Origin of the sequence: Neobacillus drentensis (assembly GCF_036962765.1) — a bacterium.
GTDB lineage: Bacteria > Bacillota > Bacilli > Bacillales > Cytobacillaceae > Neobacillus > Neobacillus drentensis_C.
Window position 1 is genome coordinate 1 of the sequence record NZ_JBALOS010000202.1, and the last position, 22,056, is coordinate 22,056.

Here is a 22,056-nt window from a genome sequence, read left to right on the forward strand (position 1 = left end):
GGTGCCTGACACCCTATTTCCTACTATTATGCTAATTGGCCTATGCCACTTGGCCGTCTGCTTTTCTACTTTTTCTCTTTTTATCCGCTTTGAGGACTTTCATGGATAAGAATATACCTGATCCGGTTAAGAAAATCATCGCAAGTGCCACTAAATCTACGAGCCATTTTACATTGGTTGTGCCGATTCTTCCTTCGTGTAGGCCTCTGATGATACTTGTGATTGAACTAGTACCTCCTTCTCCTCCGGGTCTGTCTGGGAATGGACTGGCTGCATTGGATCCAGTTTGTCCGTTTGCGTTTGCTCCAGTTTGGCCTTGGGTTTGGCCGTTAGTTTGAGTTTGATTACCAGATGCTGTCTGACCTTGAGTTTGCCCTGCCGATTGGCTTGAATCGGTTGTTGCTGCTGCACCTGCTCCTTGTTGCATGGCCCCTGGATTAAATTGTCCAGGCTGAAAATTACCACGATTGCCTTCCATTTGCGTCTGGCCGATTAACCATGGTTCGTTCATGAGCAGTCCAGTCACCGACTCGATTAAGATAAAGATGGAACAAATTAAACCGATCCATAAGTGTGCTTTTCTCGTTTTTTTCATTTACATTCTCCTCGTTTTTGTAGATTTGGATAGATCATCTCTTGTAAATCGCCGCATTGGACGGCTTTTTTACTAGAAAACTAAGTTTATTTTCGAAACTTCGGCATTTGTTTGCGTAACTCCCTGGGTTTGTTTGCGAATCGCCCGCATTTATTTGCGAAACTACCGGGTTTATTTGCGAATTTCGTAATTTAAAAGGAAAGCTGATATCCCTATACGTGAACCCTACTGATAACGGAGCGCTTGAATCGGATTCAATTTAGAAGCTTTGTTGGCTGGGAATACACCGAAGACCACGCCCACGGCAAGCGAAAATAGGAACGATGATGCTATCACGGTTGGTGAGTAGGCGATACTTAAACTCATCAATGATGAAACGATTTTTCCTAACCCTAATCCAAAAAGAATTCCAATTAAGCCGCCCATCGAACTTAATACAACAGCTTCAATTAAAAATTGTAAGAGGACATCACGCCGTTTGGCCCCAATCGCTTTTCTGATCCCGATTTCTTTTGTCCGTTCTGACACCGACACCAGCATGATATTCATGATACCAATCCCGCCGACCAATAAAGAGATACTCGCAATTCCACCCAGCATCATCGTCATCGTGTCGGACACCGAACTCATCGTGTCCATCACATCTTGCTGGTTGGTCACGCCATAGTAGTCACTTTTACCAGGATACATGCTGGCAAGTGACATTTTAACCTCATTCATGACGAAATCCATTTGATCTTCGCTTTTTCCCTGTAAATAAACGGTGCTAATCGTCTTGCTGCCAACTAAACGCTGACCTGTGCTCAATGGGACGATGACGACATTATCCCCGCTCTGCCCGAGTGAACTTCCTTTCGAAGCCAATACCCCAACAACTTTGAACGAGGTGCCTGACACCTGAATATATTGCCCAATCGGATTCGCGGTGCCGAAAAACGTGGAGGCAGTTTCTGAGCCCAGAACGACAATTTTTTGACGGTACTCGACATCTAAGTCCGTAATAAAGCGCCCTTGGCTGACCTTTGCATCTCGTACGTCTGAGTATGCGGCATTCGTTCCTGTTAAGGTAATCTGTGAAGAAGTTCTGTCTTTTTTTACATATACCCGGCCTGAAACCACCGGTGCAACAGCTTTGACACCATTTAACTTACTTAACTCGTTAATCTTGTCCTCCGTTAATTCAATATCGGTGCTATAGGTATTTACAGTCAAAAGGTTGGTTCCTAGTTGATTGATTTGACTTGTCACGTTTTTCGCTGACCCTTGGGCAATCGATACCAGGACGATCACTGACGAAACCCCAATGATGATACCAAGCATCGTCAGGACAGCACGAAGTTTATTGCTTTGGATACTCCGAAGGGCCATTTTAATGGATTGCAAGATTCCCAAACAGGACACCCCCATTCTCAAACAGCTGGCCGTCTTGAATACTGACCATTCGTTTGGCTTGTTTTGCAATTTCCAGATCATGAGTGATTAAAATGATCGTATGTCCTAATTCATTCAATTCTTTCATTAAAAGGAGGATCTCCTTGCTTGTTTTACTATCAAGGGCACCGGTTGGTTCATCGGCGAGGAGAATGGACGGCTGGCCGACAAGGGCTCTTGCAATCGCAACCCGTTGCTGCTGACCCCCGGAAAGCTGGGTCGGCAGGTGGCCGGCGCGGTCCTTCAAGCCGACCTTATCCAATCCTTCCAATGCCCGCTCACGCCTTTCACGTGTGGGTACACCGGAATATAGCAAGGGCAATTCCACATTTTCGAATGCCGAGAGCTTAGGTAATAAATTAAAGTTTTGAAAAATAAATCCAATTTTCCGATTCCGGATCGTTGCTAAGCTGTTATCATCCATTTTTCCAATATCTTTGCCATCAAGGTGATAAGTCCCTTTATTAGGCCGATCAAGGCAGCCAAGCATGTTCATTAAGGTGGACTTACCCGAACCGGAAGGACCAATGATTGCTAGAAATTCACCCTTTTGGATTTCTAAGGACACATCATTGAGGGCATGGACTGTTTCACCGCCAAGTTTATAGGTTTTCATCATATTTTTGATTTGAATAATCGGGGTACTCATTAATTTCCACTCCTTCCACTTGTACCAGATGGTCCCTGGCCGCCGCCTGGAGGCATGCCGCCAGTCATGGCTCCCATTCCGCCTTGCATCATACCGCCTTGTCGATTCGAAGTGCTGCTGCTGGTTGCGAGTTCCGGTAATTGAATCGTTTCACCCGCCGTTACTCCTTCTGTTAGTTCTACATATTCATCAGTAGAAATCCCTGTTTTCACCGTCTTTTGTTGGCCTGTACCTGCAGATGCATTTGAACTTGTGTCAGTTGAAGCAGTGGCCACAATCACATATTTCTCGTTATTGTTTGTATAAACCCCATCGACTGGAACGTAGAGAGCATTCTCCTTACTTTGGGTTAAAATACTCGCTTCTGTACTCATCCCGACTTTTAAATTTTTCGGCTGATCAATGTGAATGGTGACATCAAAAGTCGATGTTCCGTTCGAAGAAGTTCCCTCTGCCGCAATACCTGTTACCTTTCCAGTAAAGGTGCTGTCAGGATACGCACTTACTGTGATGCTAACCGTCTGTTTCTTTTTAATTTTGGTAATGTCTAACTCATCAACTTGTACAACTGTTTGTAAATCCTTGTAATCTGTAAGATGAGCGACCACCTGGCCATTGGTTACCCGTTCTCCTTCTAAAACAGAAAGGGTTGTAATCGTCCCATCTGCAGGGGCTGTAATTGGATCACTATCATCTGTGAAGGTAATTAATTCATCCCCCTTGCTTACTTTGTCACCAGCAGAAACCAACACTTCATCAATTTCGTCATTATCATCTGTTGCTTTGATATCTTCACTCGTTACCGGTTCAACCGTACCTGAACCACTAATCTTAACTTCGAGCTTACCTTGTTGCACAACGGCGGTTCGTGTTTGAGCCGCTGTCTCCGTGCTCACCGTCTTTGATTTATAATACTGAAACCCGATAAACCCAATAACCACAACACTTATTAGAATCCAAATCCACTTCTTCACCTATCTCTACTCCTTCGCTCCCCGCTGCCATTACGTCCTCATCCAACAGGGAAGTGTATTTATTTGATGAGCCTATTATCTTGTCCGTACCTTAAATTATCCTTAAGATAAAAAAAGGGTGTCAGGCACCATGTGAAATTTTCACATGGTGCCTGACACCCAACTTGTTTGTTAATTCCTAATTCACTTTAATGGTAACAGTAGTGCTTTTATTACCTGCCTTATCGAGAACAAATATCGTTAAGGTTGTATGCTTTTTCTGCGTTTTAATTTTCACTTTGTAATTTCCCTTTGCGTCTGCAACTGCTTTGCTTACATATTTTTTTCCATTATAAACATAGACGGTTGAGCCAATCTCTGCTTTTCCTGTAACAATAGTAGATTTATAGGTTACTTTATTTACAGAAGGTTTAGCAGGCGCTGTCTTATCGACAACTTTAACACTCTTTACTGTGCTTACATTCCCAGCTTCATCTGTCACTGTAACCTTAATTTCTGTTGCGGCACGTTGCTTAGCAATTACAAATTTATAATTACCATTTTTATCAACAGTGGTACTCTTTAGATATTTTCCATTTACATAAAGCTTAGCCGTCGCATTCGCTTCTGCTTTTCCAGTAACTGATGTGGATTGATCCGTTACTTGGTTAATCGTTGGAGCAGCAGGAGCTGTGAAATCTGGCATATTTGTAAATGACGGAAGTCCAGAGATATAACCAACACCGCCAGTTTTATTGATACCAATTTCTTTTTCCATTGCGCTCTTTAACTCTTCTTTATCAACGGCAGTAATAGCTTTAGCGTCTAATTCATCGCCAGGATGTTGGAAGTTACTCATAATATAAGAGAAACCATTACGATCATCAGCCGCGAACAATCCAGTCGATTCCGCTCCTGCTGGGTTCGATAAAATACGTGTTAACTCTTTCGTATCGACATTATAAGCCCATACATAGTTATTCGTATGCTTACTGCTATCTTCGCCAATAAATAAGGTTTTCATTTCTTCAGAGTAGCTTAAGTTGTCAGGACTAGCTACTTTATCTACATTTGCTGTATTACCGTAAGCATCAGCCGTTGCAAGGTCTTCACCTACAAGTAAACCTGACATCGTTGTAGCAACATATTTACTCAGAATGCCGCGGCCGCTGTTATCTTTTTGAGCGCTCTTTAAATCTAATTGATAAGTTACACCAGACTTAATTTTTGGCAATTGAATATCATCTGAGGGTGCAGTTCCTGTGCTGTCTTTTTCCATACTGCCGCTTTGGTCGGAAATAGCGATATACACCTTATTATCTTTGGCGTTATATGTGACACCTTCCATTTTGTTGAATTCAGTAGTAGCACCAAGGTACGCTGCATATCGGCGTGATTCAAGAAAAGCTGCCGCTTTTTCCATACCAGGCTTAAGTTTTACATATTCAGTTTTTCCGTAGGAATATTGTTTAATCGCTTTAAAACCTGGTTGCGCTGTATCAGACGTTTCAAAGATATCACTGAATTTAATATCGTTGTCAATGATCGCTTGAATTTCCTTATCATTGGCATGTCCTAGCTTAACCCATTCTAAATCTCCTGAACCGCCATTTTCAGTCCCAGTTTGGACGAATTTAGCAGCGTATAATGTACCAGCAGATAAATCCTTCGCTTTATCAGCTACATACATGAACATACCCGTATTTCCGCCGTCATCACCAAAGTAGGCTGTACGATTGTCAGGCATCATTTTCATTAATTCATGAGAGAAGCGGCCCAGACTATAATGTTTTTCTACTTTTACTTTACCGTTTTTCTTTACTTGGATTTCTGGAACGTAGCCATAGAAATATGGATTTGCTTTTAATTTATCACCAAAGTAAAGCTGTGAAAAGCTTTCAACGGAAGTTCTTGCCGATGACTTCTCATCAAATTCATAGTTACGTGCGTCCGGCTCATACTCTTCCGACCCTAAGTGAGTATTCCATGGGGAGAGGGAACCATTACAAGGTATCCAAAGGCCATTCACATCTGAAAAATCAATCTTCTTAACCGCTTCAGCTTTCAATTCACCAGTCTTCTTATCTTGGTCTAATGTCGTTAATGACATGGAAGCAGGAACGATTCCATAGGCAGAATTACCAGCCGCATCTAATGTTTGATATTCATAATGTGTAACCATGTAAAGTTTTCCGTTGATCGGGTTTAGTAAGCTATTTGAATCCGGTGCATCCGAAACGAATGGCTGTGGTGATCCAGGAACACTATTGTCCATGATTGGATCGCCATAATAATCAATAGGTGTTCCTGCTGGAATTAATTCACCATTGTTTATAGCGATTTTATCTTCTGATTTAAAAAGTCGTTTGTATGATAGCGGGAACGTTTTAACTTTTCCATTGCTGTATTTCACATCAACAGTAGCGCTTGTATACGTTTCTACCATTTTATCGATAGTAGTTGGGGCTGGCATTCCATTAAATTTAACAGAGTCAATCTTGATTTGGCTATTACCCGCAGCAAACGCCGGTGTGACCGCAGGAATGGTTAACGCAAGTGTTAGCGCGACAGCAGCACCTTTTTTTACCATGCTATTCTTATTCATTGTCATATCCTCCTTGATATAAGTTTTTCTATCATCTACTAAACACATGTAATATTAATTACTGAGTTGATTTTTAAGGTTCCTAGAAAAAAAGTAGAAAGGAATGGCTAAAATCCTATCTACTTTTATATCAATCTTTTCATTATAAACAGGTCTTAAAGATTTTTTTGAGCGCCTTCTGCGTCACGTTCAACTGTCATTTTTGTAACAGGAAGATATCCTTGTTCGCTTAAAAGGGAGTTTTGGATATCATCTGACATCATGTAGTCAAGGAACGCTTTTGCTAATTCATTAGGTTCCCCTTTAGTATAAGAATGTTGGTAAGCCCAAACTGGGAATTTACCTGATTGTACATTTTCTGCAGTTGGTTCAACACCGTCAATTGCCAGAGGTGTTACAGAGTCATCAGTGAAATATGAGAATGCAAGGTAACCGATCGCACCATCAGTTTCGTTAATAATCTTTTTAACAGTGTTTGAAGAATCTTCTGTGATTCCCTCAGCTGGTGTGGCACCATCAAGAGCAAATTTATTGAAAATCGCACGTGTTCCTGAAGAGTCAGGACGGTTTACAAGCACAATCTTTTGATCTGCTCCGCCAAGTTCTTTCCAGTTTGTGATTTTTCCAGTGAAAACTTTAATTAAATCTTCTTTTTTAATATCTTTAATACCGACTTTAGGGTTAACAGCTGCAGTCATACCTACAACAGCTACTTTATGGTCAACAAGCTGATCAGCTGGGATGCCTTCTTTTTCTTCTGCAAATACGTCGGAGTTACCAATTTGAACGGATCCTTCAGCAACTTGTGATAAGCCTGTACCAGATCCACCAGCATTTACTTGAACATCAACTTTTGGATTTTCAGCCATAAACTCTTCAGCAGCGGCTGCCACTAATGGCTGCATCGCAGAGGACCCAGAAATAGTTAATGAGCCAGAAAGTTCTTTCTTCTCTTCCGTTTTTGCCGTTTCTTTCTTCGTCGTTCCCTCTGTCTTTTCTGTAGAAGTTGCACTGCCACAAGCAGCAATGATAATCATTAACGCTGCTAACACTGTAAGCAGGCTTAATTTTTTCAAACTTTTCATTTCTTTAAATCCCCCTATGAATGTTTTGTTGTTGTTCACATGCTTAAGATTAATCCTTATTTATTAATTGCGTATTAATGGTTTGTAAAGTTTTGTATAGATTTGATGTATTTTGTAAATTTGAGGCGGATTGTCTTTATTTCTTAAAATCTACCTATCTCCATAAAAAAAATATCACCAGCCATCCTTGGCAGGTGATATTTGCTTTACAGTCATTATGCTGACAGCGGTTGCTGCTTGATCTTTACTTTTCTGACTTTTCCACTGAGCCAATCGTACAGAATAGGGATAACAACGAGGCTAATCAGTGTGGAGCTAATCATGCCGCCCACTACTACAACACCAAGCGTTTGTGAAATAATCGTGTTCCCGGTACTTGAGAAAGCCAATGGTAGTAAAGTTAAGATAGTAGTTCCAGCGGTCATTAACACTGGCCGCACCCTTGAAGAGGTTCCTAGCAGGATTGCCTGTTTTACTTCCATCCCATCTGAAATGTTGCGTTCAATTTTATCGACAAGCACAATGCCATTGGTGACGACAATGCCAACGAGCATCAATATTCCAATCAAAGCGGCGAGATTCCATTCCATTCCGAAGAGGGTCATGCTCCATACCGATCCAATTAACGCCAGCGGAATGCAAATGATGACGGAAACGGGTGCATACCAGCCGCGAAAAACGCTGCTTACAATCATCAGGACTAACAATAGAGACAGAGATAGAGCAAGGGCCATTTCCATCACCATTTGCTTAACTTGCTGAGAGATCCCGCCAAGCGAATAGTCAACACCGGAAGGCAAATCCAACCCTTTCATCGTTTCATTCACTTGTTTGGTTACTTTTCCGATGTCCCGTGTAATAATGTTTCCCGTCACGGCAGCAAATGGATGACCATCCTGCTCACTGATAACCGTTTGGGTACTGGTTTCCAAAGTCGTTATCTCCGCCAACGAAATCTTTGAACCGTCCTTGGCCGTAAACATTTCATGGCCAATTTTAGATAAAATTATTTTTTCAGGATTCGGGTCACCAGGCGCCACTAGGCTTTTCTGATTGTCTAACCGAATGGCAATTGGTGTATTCAATTCACCTGAGGAAACATCCATTCTAATGTCTTTAGGTAAATAACGATCGATCCGATTAAGAACTTCATCGACATTTATACCGGAGCGTTGAATGACTTCCTGATTAAGTGAAAGATAATGTTTCACTGCTGCATCCGCATCATTTGCTGCTCCTTCAACGCTTAAACCAGGAATCATCTGCAGTTTACTTCTTACCGTTATGCTGGCTTTCGCAAGACTTTGTTGATCCCCCCCGGTTAAAATGACCTTTAAGCGGGAATCATCTCCAGAGATATTTTGATTGGAAACGGTATAGACGGCAGATGTTGATAATCTGCCAAACTGCATGCGCATTTTCTTTACGAATGAATCGATGTCACTTTTATCTTTGATCCCGACTGAAATATTGGCGATATTTTGCTTTTGCATCCAACCGCCGCCTTCATCAAAAACATCATCAAACATCGGTGTAAATGTCGAACCTAGAGTGGAAGTATAGGTTTCTACCTCAGGATCATTTTTTAAGATGGTTTCGATATTTTTCACTTCCGCATCCACATCGGAAAGCTGCACTCCTTCAGGAAGCTCGACCTGAATGGCTACATCCTTTGAATTTCCCCTTGGAAAAAAATTAACTGGCAGAAACACGGCTTCTGCAATGGTAATGGATAAAAGCATCAAAACAAGTCCTACAACCCATTTTTTCTTCAGAAATGCCCAATGAAGAATGTTTTGCGCCCTTGTCTCCATTTCCACTGACTTATTCATAGGCCATTTTTTCCATAATAAGTGAGCAAAGGCTGGTACGACAATAATGGATACCGCAAGAGAGGTTACAAGGGCGATGACAACCGACCAGGCAAATCCAGAAAAAGCCGAACTAATCATCCCACCGATTATACTAATTGGCAGAAACACTGCTACGGTGGTTGCAGTGGAAGCAACAATGGCTGGAATCATTTCTACTACCCCGCCAGCCAATTCCCGACCTGTTATTTGTCCGTTGTATGTTTCCATTTGTTTTCTATACATATTATCGATGACAACAATCGAATCATCCACCACTCGACCCATCGCTACAATTAATCCAGAAATAGTTAAGATATTCAAACTAACATCCATCGTTTTTAGGATCGCTGTTGCACCAAGAAGGCAAATTGGCAAGGATAAAGCAATTATCAATGTCGAACGGACATTCCTGAAAAATAAAAAGACACAGATAATAGAGAATAAAATCCCCAAAAGCCCCTCTTTGATCAGCCCCTTTAATGCAGCGTTAATGTCCTTCCCCTGGTCTAATAGGATAGAAAGATCGACTGTTCCTGACTTAATTTCTGGTATTTCTTTGATCCTTTCGTTGATCCGATCGGTTACTTCGGTAATGTTTGAAGAAGGTGTCTTTAAGACCTCAAGCAGCACACTCGGCTGACCTGCTGTTCTAGAAATCGTTTGTAAATCAACCAAACTATTCTTAATGTCTGCCACTTCCTGTAAACGAACTGTTTTCCCGCCTTTAACAGGAATCTTTAAACTTTTTAAATCAGCACTATTGATGTTCCAATCGGTCACACGGATTGGCATGGATACTTGTCCATCCGGTCCGCCTTTTTGTTTGATTGTTCCTTGAGGCCATACTGGATGCATCGAAGCAATAGCACCTTGTACGTCTTTTATGGTCAACCCATATTTTTGGAGGGTATCTTCTTTCAACATCAACAAGTATCCGGAATATCCCGCTCCCGTGACACGGACATCTCTGACTCCAGGAACACTCTTAATCTCATTGGCCACTTTATCTTGAAGAGTTGTGCGTAATTGATTTTCATCCATTTTTTCGGCATGACTCGTCAAACTTACTCGCATGACAGGAAAAGAGTTCGTACTAACCCTTGTAATCAATGGCGTTTTCACACCGTCCGGTAAATTAATTTTATCAACAGCCGCCCTGACTTCATTTTCTGCCTTTTCCATATCGGTGTGGCCTGGAAAATAGAGGCTCGCCATTAATCCGCCGTCAAAAGAGTTTGTTTCTAGATAATCAAGCTTATCAACAGATCCAACCGCTTCTTCAACCTTTGTGGTAAGTATTTGTTTGACCTGATCAGATTGATGTTTATCGGCTTGAATCGTAACCATGAGTGCAGTATTGTTTATCGGTGGTAAGTAATCCCGTTGCATCTGCACTGCAGACATAGCACCCCAGGCGATAATCAGGATAACACATGTCAGGATCAAAACGGACCGTTTCATCGATCCTTCTATAAATCGAATCATCATTTAGACCATCCTTTTTAAATAGTAATCACAATAAGTCCATTTTTAATAACCGCTCTGTTAAAAATAAACATTCACCTTTAACAGTGCGTTAATAATAAAAGGGTGCCCCATGTGTCTGGTCTCACTGACAGAATACTGTAATGGTGCCTGACACCCTTTTTCGGGGTCACCCTCTTTGCATTATTTAATTAGTCTTTTTTTCGCCTGGATATGGTTTATCTCCTTTTGCTGCTTTCCAGAGAATCTTGTTCAATTTTTCCGAATCGGCATGGTCAACTCCTGAGAAATCTAGTTTTTTAGATTCTTGAGCCATCGGTGCCGTTTCTCCATTTTTCCGGTTAAGTGGATAGGTTGGTTCTTCCACCTTATATGGTGTAAAGTTAGGTTTATGGCTGAACGAATTAACCATTGGAACCGCTGAAGCATCAAACTGTGTCATTGGTTTCATACCTAAAATCATTTCCATTGTACGAAGCATCGACGTTGTATCATACATGGTGCTGTCTACTCTGCCTGTTTGAGTGTAAGGGCTGATCACAAGAGATGTAGTGCGATGCGCATCAACTGAATCCCACCCATTCTGTGCATCATCCTCAGTAACAAAAATAGCTGTTTCCTTCCAATAAGAAGAGTTACTAACCATATCGACAAGCTGACCAAGCGCATAATCGTTTTGTGCCACCATGGCTTGTGGTGTTAATTCACCCGGTTTTGTTCCAAGCGTATGGTCGTTAGGCAGACGAACGATTTGCAGCTGTGGAAGATTCCCGTTAGCTTCATATTGCTTAAATTCTTCTTTCCATGCCTCTAAGCGGGTAAGATCCGAAATTTTAAGATTATAGGCAGGATAGTCTGGGTCAAAATTATTACCCATACTTGCTTCAGCCGCTACATATTTTCCTGTATTTTTATCATAATTGACAAATTCACCGTAACTTCTGAATGATACACCGGAGCGGCTTGCATTCGTCCATAAGAATCCGGCTTTCGGATAGGCTGCTTCATTGCCTCCTTCAAAATCATAACCGCGATTTCGACCTGAATAGTTGGCAAGCCAATTTTTCTCTACATAATCATTGGACTGTGCTGCTGTAGACCAGTTATGCCCTTGAGCACTGATTTCAGCATTCGCATAAAAATTGTCCAATAAAACGAATTGATCGGCCAGCTTATGAATATTCGGTGTAATATCTTTACCAAATATGGTTAAGCTCGGATCTCCATTTCCTTTTTCCATATCACCAAATACCTGGTCATATGTACGATTTTCCTTGATAACATAAATGACATGCTTAATGGGTGTTTCTTGGCCCTCGAAGCGAGGGATTGGGAATTTTTCGCTTGCACTGAATCCTGTTGGTTTATACTCTTGATTATTCTTTTCCACTTGTTTTGTATATTTCTTCAGCTCCTTATGATCCGGAACATCGATAAAGGACATGGTTCCTTTCATCATATTCCCGATGTACTGGCCTTCCCGATTGGAACCAGCACCAAGACCCTTGGCATTCAGAACCATCAATTTGTCATCATGTAAGTAGATACCACTTGGATACCAGGCTGTTGGAATTAACCCTTTTACTTCCCCTTTTTGTAGATCAATGACTGCTACGTCGTTGTTTCCACCGTTTGTAACGTATAAAGTTTTGCCATCCTCACTTAATGCTAGAGCATTAGGCTGACTTCCGGCAGGTGCATTTTTATATGGGCTTAGCGAAATGGTCTTGATTTCTTTTTGTTGTTTCACATCGATAATCGAAACAGAATCGCTGTCGGAATTGGATACATAGATCATGCCGTTCGCCGCATTTTCAATAATCGCATTCGGGTGCAGCCCAACGGGAATGGTGCTTTTGAGCGTCAGCGTTTCCGGATCCACCACACTTATACTGCTTTCACCCCAGTTGCTGACATAAAGGGATGTCCCATCATTACTCAATACAGTTGCATAAGGATGTTTCCCAACAGCGATTGTTTTGACTATTTGATTTGTGGCAAGGTCTATTTTTGAAACGGAATGATGTAAATTATTTGCTGCCAAGAGCGATTTTCCATCCTTGGAAACAGAAATTCCAGCAGGATAGAAATTTGTTTTGCTGCTATCTTTAAGCATGATTGGGGATTTTTCAGTTAACATCCCATTTTCAAATCCATAGACACGGATTTTGTTATTGCCTCCAGCTGAAGCATAGACGGTTTTTCCATCGTTGCTAAATGCGACCCCATAATAGAGGGATTCAGGCGATTTGTATGGAAGAGTCTGTACGACCTCCTGGGTGTTAACGTCAATCACTTGAAGAGATTGTTCACCTTGTCCATCATTGGAAACAATAAGATAACGGTGATCCGGACTTAGCACACCTCCCATTGGGAAGTCACCGAGCGTCACTTGCTGACCAGCAGGAGTAACAGGCCACCCATGAGGGGTAACAGCCGTTCCATCTGCCTTAGGGCCGACAAATTGAGTATATCCAGCATAGGCAGACGTTGAACCAAGAAGCAATGTTGCAAGCGAAAGGGCCGCTATTTTTTTCCGTTTCATAAAAATACATCTCCTTTTCATATAGTTACACGCTTCATCTTACGCCCGCTATGTAAATTAGAAGTTAAGTAGATTTAAAGAAATATAAAGAAAAACAGGAAAATTTTAGTGTTGTTTTTCATATTTAGTAGTTTTATCACACACCACATATGCCGAAGTGCCCAGTAAAATTTACAAAAAAAAGGTGCCCAAAAGTTTAGGCTACCCAGTTATATACTCTTTTAAATCCAGCAGAAATCTCATTTATTACATCCGAAATTTCACCCGTTAGAGCAAAATTACCTTTATATTCTGATTGGCTGCTTTTTTATATTACTGCCCGGATTCATCTGATCCTTGATCAGATCCGTTGTCTTGGGAATCAGTACCGCCATTATCTTGATTCTGCTCTGTATCCGCATCTGTTTTTGCATTGTTACAACCTGAGGCAATTCCTACCAACATGAAAGACGCCATTAACACAAACATCCATTTTTTTAAATCCTTCATTTTTTATTTCCTCCTTGATTGTTTCAAATTTTGGTACAATCCCATGATATAAAAATTTGTGAGAAAAAGAATAAGAATCAACCATTCTTAACAATCATTAACTAAGTATTTATAATTTTCACAATAAATTTTCAAAATATTAATATGGATTGGTCCATTTCGTCCTTTCCTTTTTTCATGTATTCCATTTTTCCTATTAGGTTACTAAAATTTGAATCCAAGAGGACAAATAAAAAAGCGGATGAATAGACGCTCATCGCTGTTAATCTATTTCACTGCTTCTACAAAATTGACAATATATTTACAATTCATAAATACGGATTTAATAAACAAAGGATATGATATCAATAGTAATAATCAATTCCAAAGAAGGAGTTGTGAAAATGTTAGAGATGTTTATTAGACTAGTTATTTTAACTACCTATTGCACTCTTCATTGCCCTTAAGTATTAAAAGTATGAATAAATGATCCGTTCGCACCTTTTGGGTGCTTTTTATTTTGATAAAAACAAAATAAAAAAGCCGAAAATAGACAGGTTCTAAAAATGAACATGTTTATTTTCGGCTTTTTTTAAGTAAAAGTAAGTCTCCCGGCTTTAGACCGCGTTCTCTTTCCGACTAGCAGGTGAGGCAACGGTAATTCCTGTGGTTTCTTCAAAATTAAACAAACTTGTTGGCAAGTCGGTAAAACGCTCTAATTCATTGTAAGCAGGAATGCCATGGTAGGACATATCCAAGCCTTCTTCTTCTTCCTTTTCTGTTGCACGGAACCCGACTGTCTTTTCGCATACCTTCGCCATTAACGTGCCGCCAATTAATCCCCACGCAATCACAACACATGCACCTAAGAGTTGCACTTCAAATAGCGAGACATTCCCCGTTGTCAATAAACCTTCTGTTTGATCAAACAATCCAACCGCAATCGTTCCAAAGACCCCGCCAAAACCATGTACGGCAACTGCACCGACCGGATCATCCACCTTCACATAATCGACGAAAAGGGTGGTATAAATAACAAGCACGCCACTCAAAGTCCCAATCAGAACCGCGCTCCACTCCGATACAAAGGCACAGCCTGCTGTGATTGCCACTAATCCAGCCAATACACCGTTTATCGTCATACTTGGATCCGCTTTTCCAAACTTTTTCATCGTCATGAATAAGGCCGCCGCTCCCCCACTTGCTCCAGCCAGCATCGTGTTGATGGCAATCGGTGCTAGTGAGGAACTAGAAGCATCCAATGTACTTCCTGCATTAAACGCAAACCACCCGAACCATAAAATAAAGGCACCTGCAGATGCTAAGGGAATGTTACTCGGTGCAAACACATTGGAACTTCCATCAGAATTAAATCTTCCTTTTCTTGGCCCCAATAGTTTTGCCATTGCAAAAGCAGCGAAGCCACCGACAGCATGAATAGCTGCCGAACCGGCAAAGTCCTTCATCCCTAACTTGGCTAACCAGCCATCGCTATTCCAAATCCAATGACCGGATAGAGGATAGATCATCATACAAATAAGCGCTGCCGTGACCACATAAGCTTTAAAGTTCATCCGTTCAGCGACTGCCCCGGAAATGATGGAAACACATGCCACCGCAAATCCCATTTGAAAAAGCACAAAAGCCACACTAGGCAGTTCCATTGAAAGGGCAATTTTTTCAGGGCTTCCAAATAGGTTCGTCCCCATAAAGCCAAATGCATCTTTTCCAAACATAACCCCAAAGCCAATGAGCCAAAAAGCTAAAGCGCCAATGGTTAAATCCACGAATATTTTCATCGTTACATTGACGGCATTTTTCGTACGGACCAACCCAGCCTCTAATAAACTAAAACCGCCTTCCATAAACAAGACCATTGCAGCCGCAAGGACGACCCATACTGTATTAATGTACATTAATTCCACAAGTCATCCCTCCTTCGCTAAATCATCTATATCATAATCAATGTTCCCAGTTCGAATGTTATAGGCCTCTAAAATCGGATAAACATAGATTTTACCGTCCCCATCTTCCCCAGTCTGGGCCGAATCTACAATCGTTCGGATCGTGGACTCCACCAAGTAATCTGATAGAACAATCTCCAGCTTTACTTTTGGATGGAGGGTTACTTGATAATTTTTCCCACGGTAAACGCCCTGCGTATCCTTTTGTTTCCCTCTGCCAACCACTTGAGAAACTGTAAACCCTAAAATCCCCATATTTTTTAATCCTTTGATTGTCTCCGTTAGTCTTTCAGGCCGAATAATCGCTTCTATTTTTTTCATGAGAACCTGCCCCTTATGCCATGTTATATTTTCTAACATCATTTCGTTAAACTATATAACAGATATAGATTTTACGTCAATATATATTTCTGTAATTCTGTAAATTTTTAATTTTCTATATTTCCCACGAGACGCGGAGGCTCACGGTTCGCCCGCGTATAGCGAGCTTTTTTTTTTCCAATAAACAGGCAAGATTAACCAAACCTTACAAATTTGAAAATGCTAATCCAGCTATTTGACTTGAGCCATTTCTCAAAAGAAATCGGTAAAATTTTTTAATCTATCATATTGTTTCGAATATTTCATTTGTGTTGTTTAATATCCTCTATTAAAATCATCTATATGAAATATAAATTGAGGAGGCCCCTTATGAAATTAAGCAATGAAGAACTGGAAATATTAAAGCTTATTGAAGAAAACCATAAAATATCCGAGGAAACAATTGCCTTAATGGTGATGAGCAGTGAAGAATCGGTTAGAAATACCATAAAAAAACTAGAAGAAGAAAAAGTGATTGTCAGTTATCCGGCGCTCATCGATTGGAGCAAAGTTGAAGGACAGGAAAACATCATTGCGATGATTGATGTAAAAGTTACACCAAAGCGTGGTGTGGGATTCGATGAAGTTGCCGAGAGAATTTACCGTTTTCCCGAAGTAACATCGCTATACCTTATGAGTGGTGCCTATGATTTGTCGATCACCATTGAAGGGCAAACCATGAATCAAATCGCTACCTTTGTATCGGAAAAACTTTCCACAATTGAAAATGTCATCTCGACCACGACGCATTTCATGCTAAAGAAATACAAACATGATGGGGTAATTTTTGGCAGTAGTGATGATAAAGACCGGAGAATGGTGATTACACCATGAAAAAGGAGTATTCGCACTATCTTTCAGATACCGCTCGAGAATTAAAGCCCTCTGGGATCAGGAAATTTTTTGACCTGGCAGCCGGCATGAAAGACGTTATATCGTTAGGGGTTGGCGAACCAGACTTTATTACACCCTGGAACATTCGCGAGGCAGCCATTTTATCGATGGAACAAGGCGAAACCGCCTATACCGCGAACCCAGGACTATTAGAATTACGGCAGGAAATTTCTAATTATCTTGGTACTAGATTTGCTGTCAATTATGATCCAAAAAATCAAATTATCGTCACGGTCGGCGCTAGTCAGGCAATTGATTTAGCCTTTCGTGCCATTTTAAACCAAGGCGATGAAGTACTGATTGTTGAACCTGCGTTCGTTTCTTACGCTCCCTTGGTGGCCATCGCCGGCGGGACACCCGTCGCTATCTCCACCTCACCGGACAATGGGTTTAAATTAACCCCGGAACAACTAGAAGATGCGATTACGGAAAAAACAAAGGCCATCTTGTTTTGTTCTCCAAACAATCCAACAGGCAGTACCTTAAACCATGAGGAACTTAGGGAAATTGCTGCAATCGTTGAAAAGTATGATTTAATCGTCGTCTCCGATGAGATATACGCAGAGTTAAGCTATGAAGAATCCTATACCAGCTTCGCGGCGATTGAAGGCATGTACGAGCGGACAATTTTGATCAATGGATTCTCGAAAGGTTTTGCGATGACGGGTTGGCGCTTAGGGATGCTCGCTGCTCCTAAGGAATTTGTCGAGGTTATGTTGAAAATTTTTCAATACACGACCATGTGTGCACCAACCATGCTCCAATACGGCGCCATCGAAGCACTTAGAAACACCTTTCATGAAGTAGAAGCGATGAAACGAAGCTATCGTATGAGACGAAACTTTGTTGTGCATACGTTGAATAAAATCGGCTTGGATTGCCATACACCTGGAGGAGCCTTCTATGTCTTCCCTTCAATCAAGGTAACCGGACTCAGCTCCGAACAATTTGCTGAAGAACTATTAATGAAGGAAAAGGTTGCCGTCGTACCTGGTAATGTGTTTGGGGAAAGCGGTGAAGGATACATTCGCTGCTCGTACGCAGCCTCAATGCCGCAGCTGCAAGAAGCCCTAAAAAGAATCCAGCGATTCCTCGAATCAAAGGGCATCTTTGCTGAAAAACAAAGAGAAGAAGTAAGATAAGACCAATAAACCCCAGTAGAGAAAAAGCCCAATTCTGACAGTGCCAGCTCCAGAAATTGGGCTTTTTCTATGCTTTACTGGTGCCTGACACTAGTTGTTTTGATGGTGCCTGACACCCTTCATCTTGATGGTGCCTGACACCCACTTTTTGTGACAGACCTACCGAATTATGCTAAAATACTCGGGTAAAATGGAAAAAAAGGGGTGATGTACTTGCGGTCCTTAACAAAAGATTTTTTTAATAGAAAGGGTATGAACGCTACTACCAATCGAGAGTTTATTAATCATAACTATACAGAATTATATGAGCGAATTAAGCTCGTTTCTTATATGTTAATTTTCACCTATCCTTGTTTTTTCATCGTTGACTTTATCTTTTTCAATGACCTAAGCAATCCTACGTTCAAATTCATTCTTTCAGCCGTTCACATCACAGGACTTGTTATCTCCCTTATCTTTCTATGCATTTATCATTTTTACAAAAATATTTCTAAGGGTTTTGTCGTGACTAGCTATATCCTTTTCTATTTATTAATTGGTGCCGTCTCTTCTATTAATAGTCAGTTATTTACCGGAAATATCTACGCCTATATTATTATTTTATTAGGTGTTTCCGTATTCCTGCCGATCCAGCCAAGACATATGTTGAACCTATATTTTGGGATACATATCTGCTTCTTAACGGGTTTATATCTTATTGAGGAGGAACACTTCCCGTTTTTATCCAAGTTGATTAATTCGACCGGTACTATTGTCATTTCTTTCATGATTGCTCTATCATTCTATTCATTTCGTAACAATGATTTTTTAAACAAAATGAAACTACGAAGGAATGAGGAAAATTTCAGGCGATTATTCAATCTAAACCCGAATCCACTCATTCTTACCAAGTTGCATACTGATGAAATTTTATTGATGAATAAACACGCAATGGAATACTACCATCTCGAAAATAATGAGTCTGCGCAAATAGATGGAAAGTTCTTGTTTCAAAGACCAGAGGAAAAACTTGATATCCTGAAGCGTCTAATCGAGCAGCAAAGTATTAAAAACTATGTAACGGAGCAGCAAATTACGGCTGATATCATGAAATGGGTGATACTGAGTTTAGAATTGGTAGATTACTTGGATGAACCTTGTATATTGATCGGAGCCACTGATATCACAGATCTGAAAAAAAATGAGGAAGAGCTTTATAAACATGCTTCGGTCGACATGCTCACTGGGGTGTTAAACCGAAGAAGCGGGATGGAAATCCATAATCAGCAATTATCCGGCGGTTCGGATGCTCACGAATTCATCATTTGCTATATTGATATTAACGATTTGAAAAAGACAAATGATCGATTCGGTCATTCGACTGGAGATGACCTCATTAAAACGTGCTGCGACACGATCAACCATCATATCACGGATGAAGATGTCTTATTCCGCTAAGGAGGGGATGAATTTATCATTGTCTTCCTTCAAAAGAATATGGGTGAAGTGCAGGAGTTGATGAAAACAATTAAGCATGGTTTCGAAGAGATCAATGAAACAGAGCGAAAGCCTTATTCCATCTCCGCAAGTTACGGGTTTTATCACTATAAACCTGGTACTGTCATTTCGCTTGAAAAAATTCTCGAAATGGCAGATCAGGAGATGTATAAGGAAAAGTTAGTTCATAAAAATACACTGCCGAGGGCAACAACCTTCCCTATCGTGAAAAAATATTCATATTATTGCTAAGAAGAACCACATTTGTGCCCATAGCATGCACGATGTGGTTCTTTTTTTCAATGTTGCCTCCGTTTGTTTTAGGGTGTCAGGCACCAGAATAATTGTTACGAAAAATAAACAAAATAAGAAGTACATCTTGAAATATTAGCTAAAAACGAATAATATAGTTAAGTCTTATTAAAATGTTCGCATTTTGGAGGAACAGCTATGTTTAAACTAAAAGAAAATCATACCAATACAAAAACGGAACTGCTTGCAGGGATTACAACCTTTTTTACCATGGTCTATATTGTCGTAGTAAATCCAGTCATTCTCGCCGACGCAGGGGTTCCGTTCGGGCAAGTGTTCACCGCTACAATCATTGCCGCAGTCGTCGCAACACTTTGGATGGCACTTTTTGCAAATTATCCAATCGCTATTGCCCCAGGAATGGGACTCAACGCCTATTTTGCTTATTCTGTTGTAGGCGGCCATCAGGGGATAACCTACCACACTGCCTTTGCTGCTGTTTTTGTAGCTGGTGTTATCTTTGTCATCTTATCCTTAACTCCGCTTAGGGAAAAATTAATTGACGCCATCCCGGAAAACCTTAAACACGGGATTACCGCTGGAATCGGTTTATTTATTGCCTTTATTGGTTTGCGTCTTACAAAAATCATTACAGCGCATCCTACGAATCTTGTTGGTCTCGGCGACCTTCATTCCGCTTCTGCACTTTTAGCTCTAGTTGGGCTGGTGATTACACTTGTCTTGATGGCGCTCCGAGTCAATGGTGCGATATTTTTTGGAATGGTCATTACAGGGCTAATCGCTTTCTTTGCTGGCCAACTTGAATTCAATCAAGGTTTTATGTCGCTGCCTACTCTGCCAGAGGGTCTAATTATTACTAATCCAGTGACAGCGCTGACGGATGTGATTCAGCACAGCCTTTATGCTGTTGTCTTTTCTTTCATTTTAGTGACCATTTTTGATACCACCGGAACGATGATTGGGGTTGCGAATCAAGCCGGTTTAATGAAAGGCGGCAAATTGCCGCGGGCAAGAGAGGCATTACTCGCAGATTCAATTGGTACCGCTGTAGGTGCAATGTTTGGGACGAGCCCGACAACTGCCTATATTGAATCGTCGTCGGGGGTCGCAGCTGGAGGTCGGACTGGTTTAACTTCTCTTACGGTTGCAATCCTGTTCATCTTATCCGCCTTCTTCGGGCCACTCGTCAGCTCTGTTTCCGGGATTTCTGCGATTACCGCACCGGCGTTAATCATTGTTGGCAGTCTAATGATGGGAAGTATTGCGAAAATCCAATGGAACGAGCTGGATGAAGCCTTCCCTGCTTTTTTAACAGTCCTGAGCATGCCGCTAACATCAAGCATTGCAACAGGGATTGCCCTTGGTTTCATCAGTTACCCTCTTTTAAAGGTAGTGAAAGGTAAGTGGCGTGAAATTCATCCATTGCTATACGTATTCGCTGTCCTCTTCTTTATCCAACTTGCATTTTTACAGCATTAACAATAAAAAGAGTGTCAGACACCCATGCGGGATGCCTGACACTCTTTTTATGTTACCTACTTTTTAGGCTGATCAAGTGCCTGGTAGGCTAACTGATACTTTCCGCCATCTGCCACTTCTGAATGGTACAAAGCTTTTAGGGCTGTATTTTTCTCGAGTCCGTGTTCTACCTTCAACTCTTTTAAGCGTGTATGCAATTCTTTATTATCCTTAATTAGCTGCTGCATTTGTGATTTCAAATACTTCATAAGATGATTAACTCCTTTCAGAAACCAAATCCGTTCCCCAAGTATAGCATTAATCAGCCTTATTTAAGGCTCTTTTCGTAAACTTTGTTTCTATCGAAGCATAGTAGGTTCATTTACTAAAGCTAACACGCGATTTTTGAAAATATTGTATTGATACGAAGCATTTAGGAATACGTGTTTATGAACTTATACGAAAAATAACAATCTCATGCTATAACAACCTAATTTAAATTTAACATCCCGTATTTATTTTCACTGACCATGTCCTTTTTACCGACTTTCTTCTATATAAAAGGTGAAAGGAGGTGGTTGATAATGGCACAAGCATTACTAGAAGGAACGAAGCTTCGGTTGATTTTTGAGGTTGGACTGGATGTAAATGGCGACCCGATCCTCCGAGCAAAAACGTTTAGCAATGTGAAAAAGGAAGCCACAGTAGAACAGTTGTATCAAGCAGCACAAGCCATTACTGTTTTGTGCAAGGACACGCTCATCAAAGTGGAACGAAATGACAGCTCGGAAATTATTGCCTAACAATCTCGTAAATTATG

General features: G+C 40.9%; 16 protein-coding genes and 1 pseudogene. 5 read left to right on the forward strand and 12 right to left on the reverse strand.

Features of this window, described 5'->3' with window-relative positions; all coding sequences use genetic code 11:
• Positions 1-40: 40 nt before the first annotated feature.
• The 11 genes from V7137_RS22550 to V7137_RS22600 form a co-directional block, all read right to left on the reverse strand.
• A complete protein-coding gene (locus V7137_RS22550) occupies positions 41-595 on the reverse strand; it encodes a PepSY-associated TM helix domain-containing protein (protein WP_335700155.1) in 555 nt (184 codons plus the stop codon).
• 225 nt (positions 596-820) lie between these two features.
• A complete protein-coding gene (locus V7137_RS22555) occupies positions 821-1,987 on the reverse strand; it encodes an ABC transporter permease (protein WP_335700156.1) in 1,167 nt (388 codons plus the stop codon).
• A complete protein-coding gene (locus V7137_RS22560; protein ID WP_335700157.1) occupies positions 1,965-2,675 on the reverse strand; it encodes an ABC transporter ATP-binding protein in 711 nt (236 codons plus the stop codon). The genes V7137_RS22555 and V7137_RS22560 overlap by 23 nt, the downstream gene beginning before the upstream one ends.
• Positions 2,675-3,649 carry an HlyD family efflux transporter periplasmic adaptor subunit gene (locus V7137_RS22565; protein WP_335700158.1) on the reverse strand — a complete coding sequence of 325 codons (975 nt, stop codon included), beginning with the start codon at positions 3,647-3,649 and terminating at the stop codon, positions 2,675-2,677. Before V7137_RS22565 ends, V7137_RS22560 begins: the two co-directional genes overlap by 1 nt.
• A gap of 178 nt (positions 3,650-3,827) precedes the next feature.
• Positions 3,828-6,233, reverse strand: a complete 2,406-nt coding sequence (locus tag V7137_RS22570) for an Ig-like domain-containing protein (RefSeq protein WP_335700159.1) — start codon at positions 6,231-6,233, stop codon at positions 3,828-3,830.
• Between the two features lie 155 nt (positions 6,234-6,388).
• Positions 6,389-7,318: a phosphate ABC transporter substrate-binding protein gene (locus V7137_RS22575; protein ID WP_335700160.1), complete on the reverse strand. Its 930-nt coding sequence runs from the start codon at positions 7,316-7,318 to the stop codon at positions 6,389-6,391.
• 215 nt (positions 7,319-7,533) lie between these two features.
• On the reverse strand, positions 7,534-10,659 hold the full coding sequence (locus V7137_RS22580) for an efflux RND transporter permease subunit (RefSeq protein ID WP_335700161.1): 3,126 nt from the start codon (positions 10,657-10,659) through the stop codon (positions 7,534-7,536).
• A gap of 184 nt (positions 10,660-10,843) precedes the next feature.
• Positions 10,844-13,201, reverse strand: coding sequence for a bifunctional YncE family protein/alkaline phosphatase family protein (locus V7137_RS22585; protein WP_335700162.1), 2,358 nt, complete (start codon positions 13,199-13,201; stop codon positions 10,844-10,846).
• A 312-nt stretch (positions 13,202-13,513) separates the two neighbouring features.
• The gene (locus V7137_RS22590; RefSeq protein WP_335700163.1) at positions 13,514-13,690 is read right to left on the reverse strand and encodes a hypothetical protein; all 177 of its coding nucleotides are present in this window, start codon (positions 13,688-13,690) and stop codon (positions 13,514-13,516) included.
• Positions 13,691-14,286: 596 nt separating this feature from the next.
• Complete coding sequence (locus tag V7137_RS22595; RefSeq protein WP_335700164.1) at positions 14,287-15,594, reverse strand: ammonium transporter; 1,308 nt, start codon at positions 15,592-15,594, stop codon at positions 14,287-14,289.
• A 3-nt stretch (positions 15,595-15,597) separates the two neighbouring features.
• Positions 15,598-15,954 (reverse strand): P-II family nitrogen regulator, encoded by a 357-nt coding sequence (locus V7137_RS22600; protein ID WP_335700165.1) that lies wholly within the window; start codon positions 15,952-15,954, stop codon positions 15,598-15,600.
• A gap of 369 nt (positions 15,955-16,323) precedes the next feature.
• Here V7137_RS22600 and V7137_RS22605 point away from each other — a divergent pair, with 369 nt between their 5' ends.
• From V7137_RS22605 to V7137_RS22620, 4 genes and pseudogenes are all read left to right on the forward strand, one after another.
• Entirely contained in the window at positions 16,324-16,827 is a 504-nt protein-coding gene (locus V7137_RS22605; RefSeq protein WP_335700166.1) for an Lrp/AsnC family transcriptional regulator, read from the forward strand.
• The gene (locus tag V7137_RS22610; RefSeq protein ID WP_335700167.1) at positions 16,824-18,029 is read left to right on the forward strand and encodes an aminotransferase; all 1,206 of its coding nucleotides are present in this window, start codon (positions 16,824-16,826) and stop codon (positions 18,027-18,029) included. The genes V7137_RS22605 and V7137_RS22610 overlap by 4 nt, the downstream gene beginning before the upstream one ends.
• 642 nt (positions 18,030-18,671) lie before the next feature.
• A pseudogene (locus tag V7137_RS30765) lies at positions 18,672-19,757 on the forward strand (GGDEF domain-containing protein).
• 198 nt (positions 19,758-19,955) lie between these two features.
• Complete coding sequence (locus V7137_RS22620; RefSeq protein ID WP_335700168.1) at positions 19,956-21,257, forward strand: NCS2 family permease; 1,302 nt, start codon at positions 19,956-19,958, stop codon at positions 21,255-21,257.
• Positions 21,258-21,313: 56 nt separating this feature from the next.
• Here V7137_RS22620 and V7137_RS22625 read toward each other — a convergent pair whose 3' ends face one another.
• Positions 21,314-21,505, reverse strand: a complete 192-nt coding sequence (locus tag V7137_RS22625; RefSeq protein ID WP_026564084.1) for a hypothetical protein — start codon at positions 21,503-21,505, stop codon at positions 21,314-21,316.
• A gap of 315 nt (positions 21,506-21,820) precedes the next feature.
• Between V7137_RS22625 and V7137_RS22630 the strand changes: the two genes are divergently transcribed.
• Positions 21,821-22,039 (forward strand): DUF1659 domain-containing protein, encoded by a 219-nt coding sequence (locus tag V7137_RS22630; protein WP_335700169.1) that lies wholly within the window; start codon positions 21,821-21,823, stop codon positions 22,037-22,039.
• Positions 22,040-22,056: the final 17 nt, after the last annotated feature.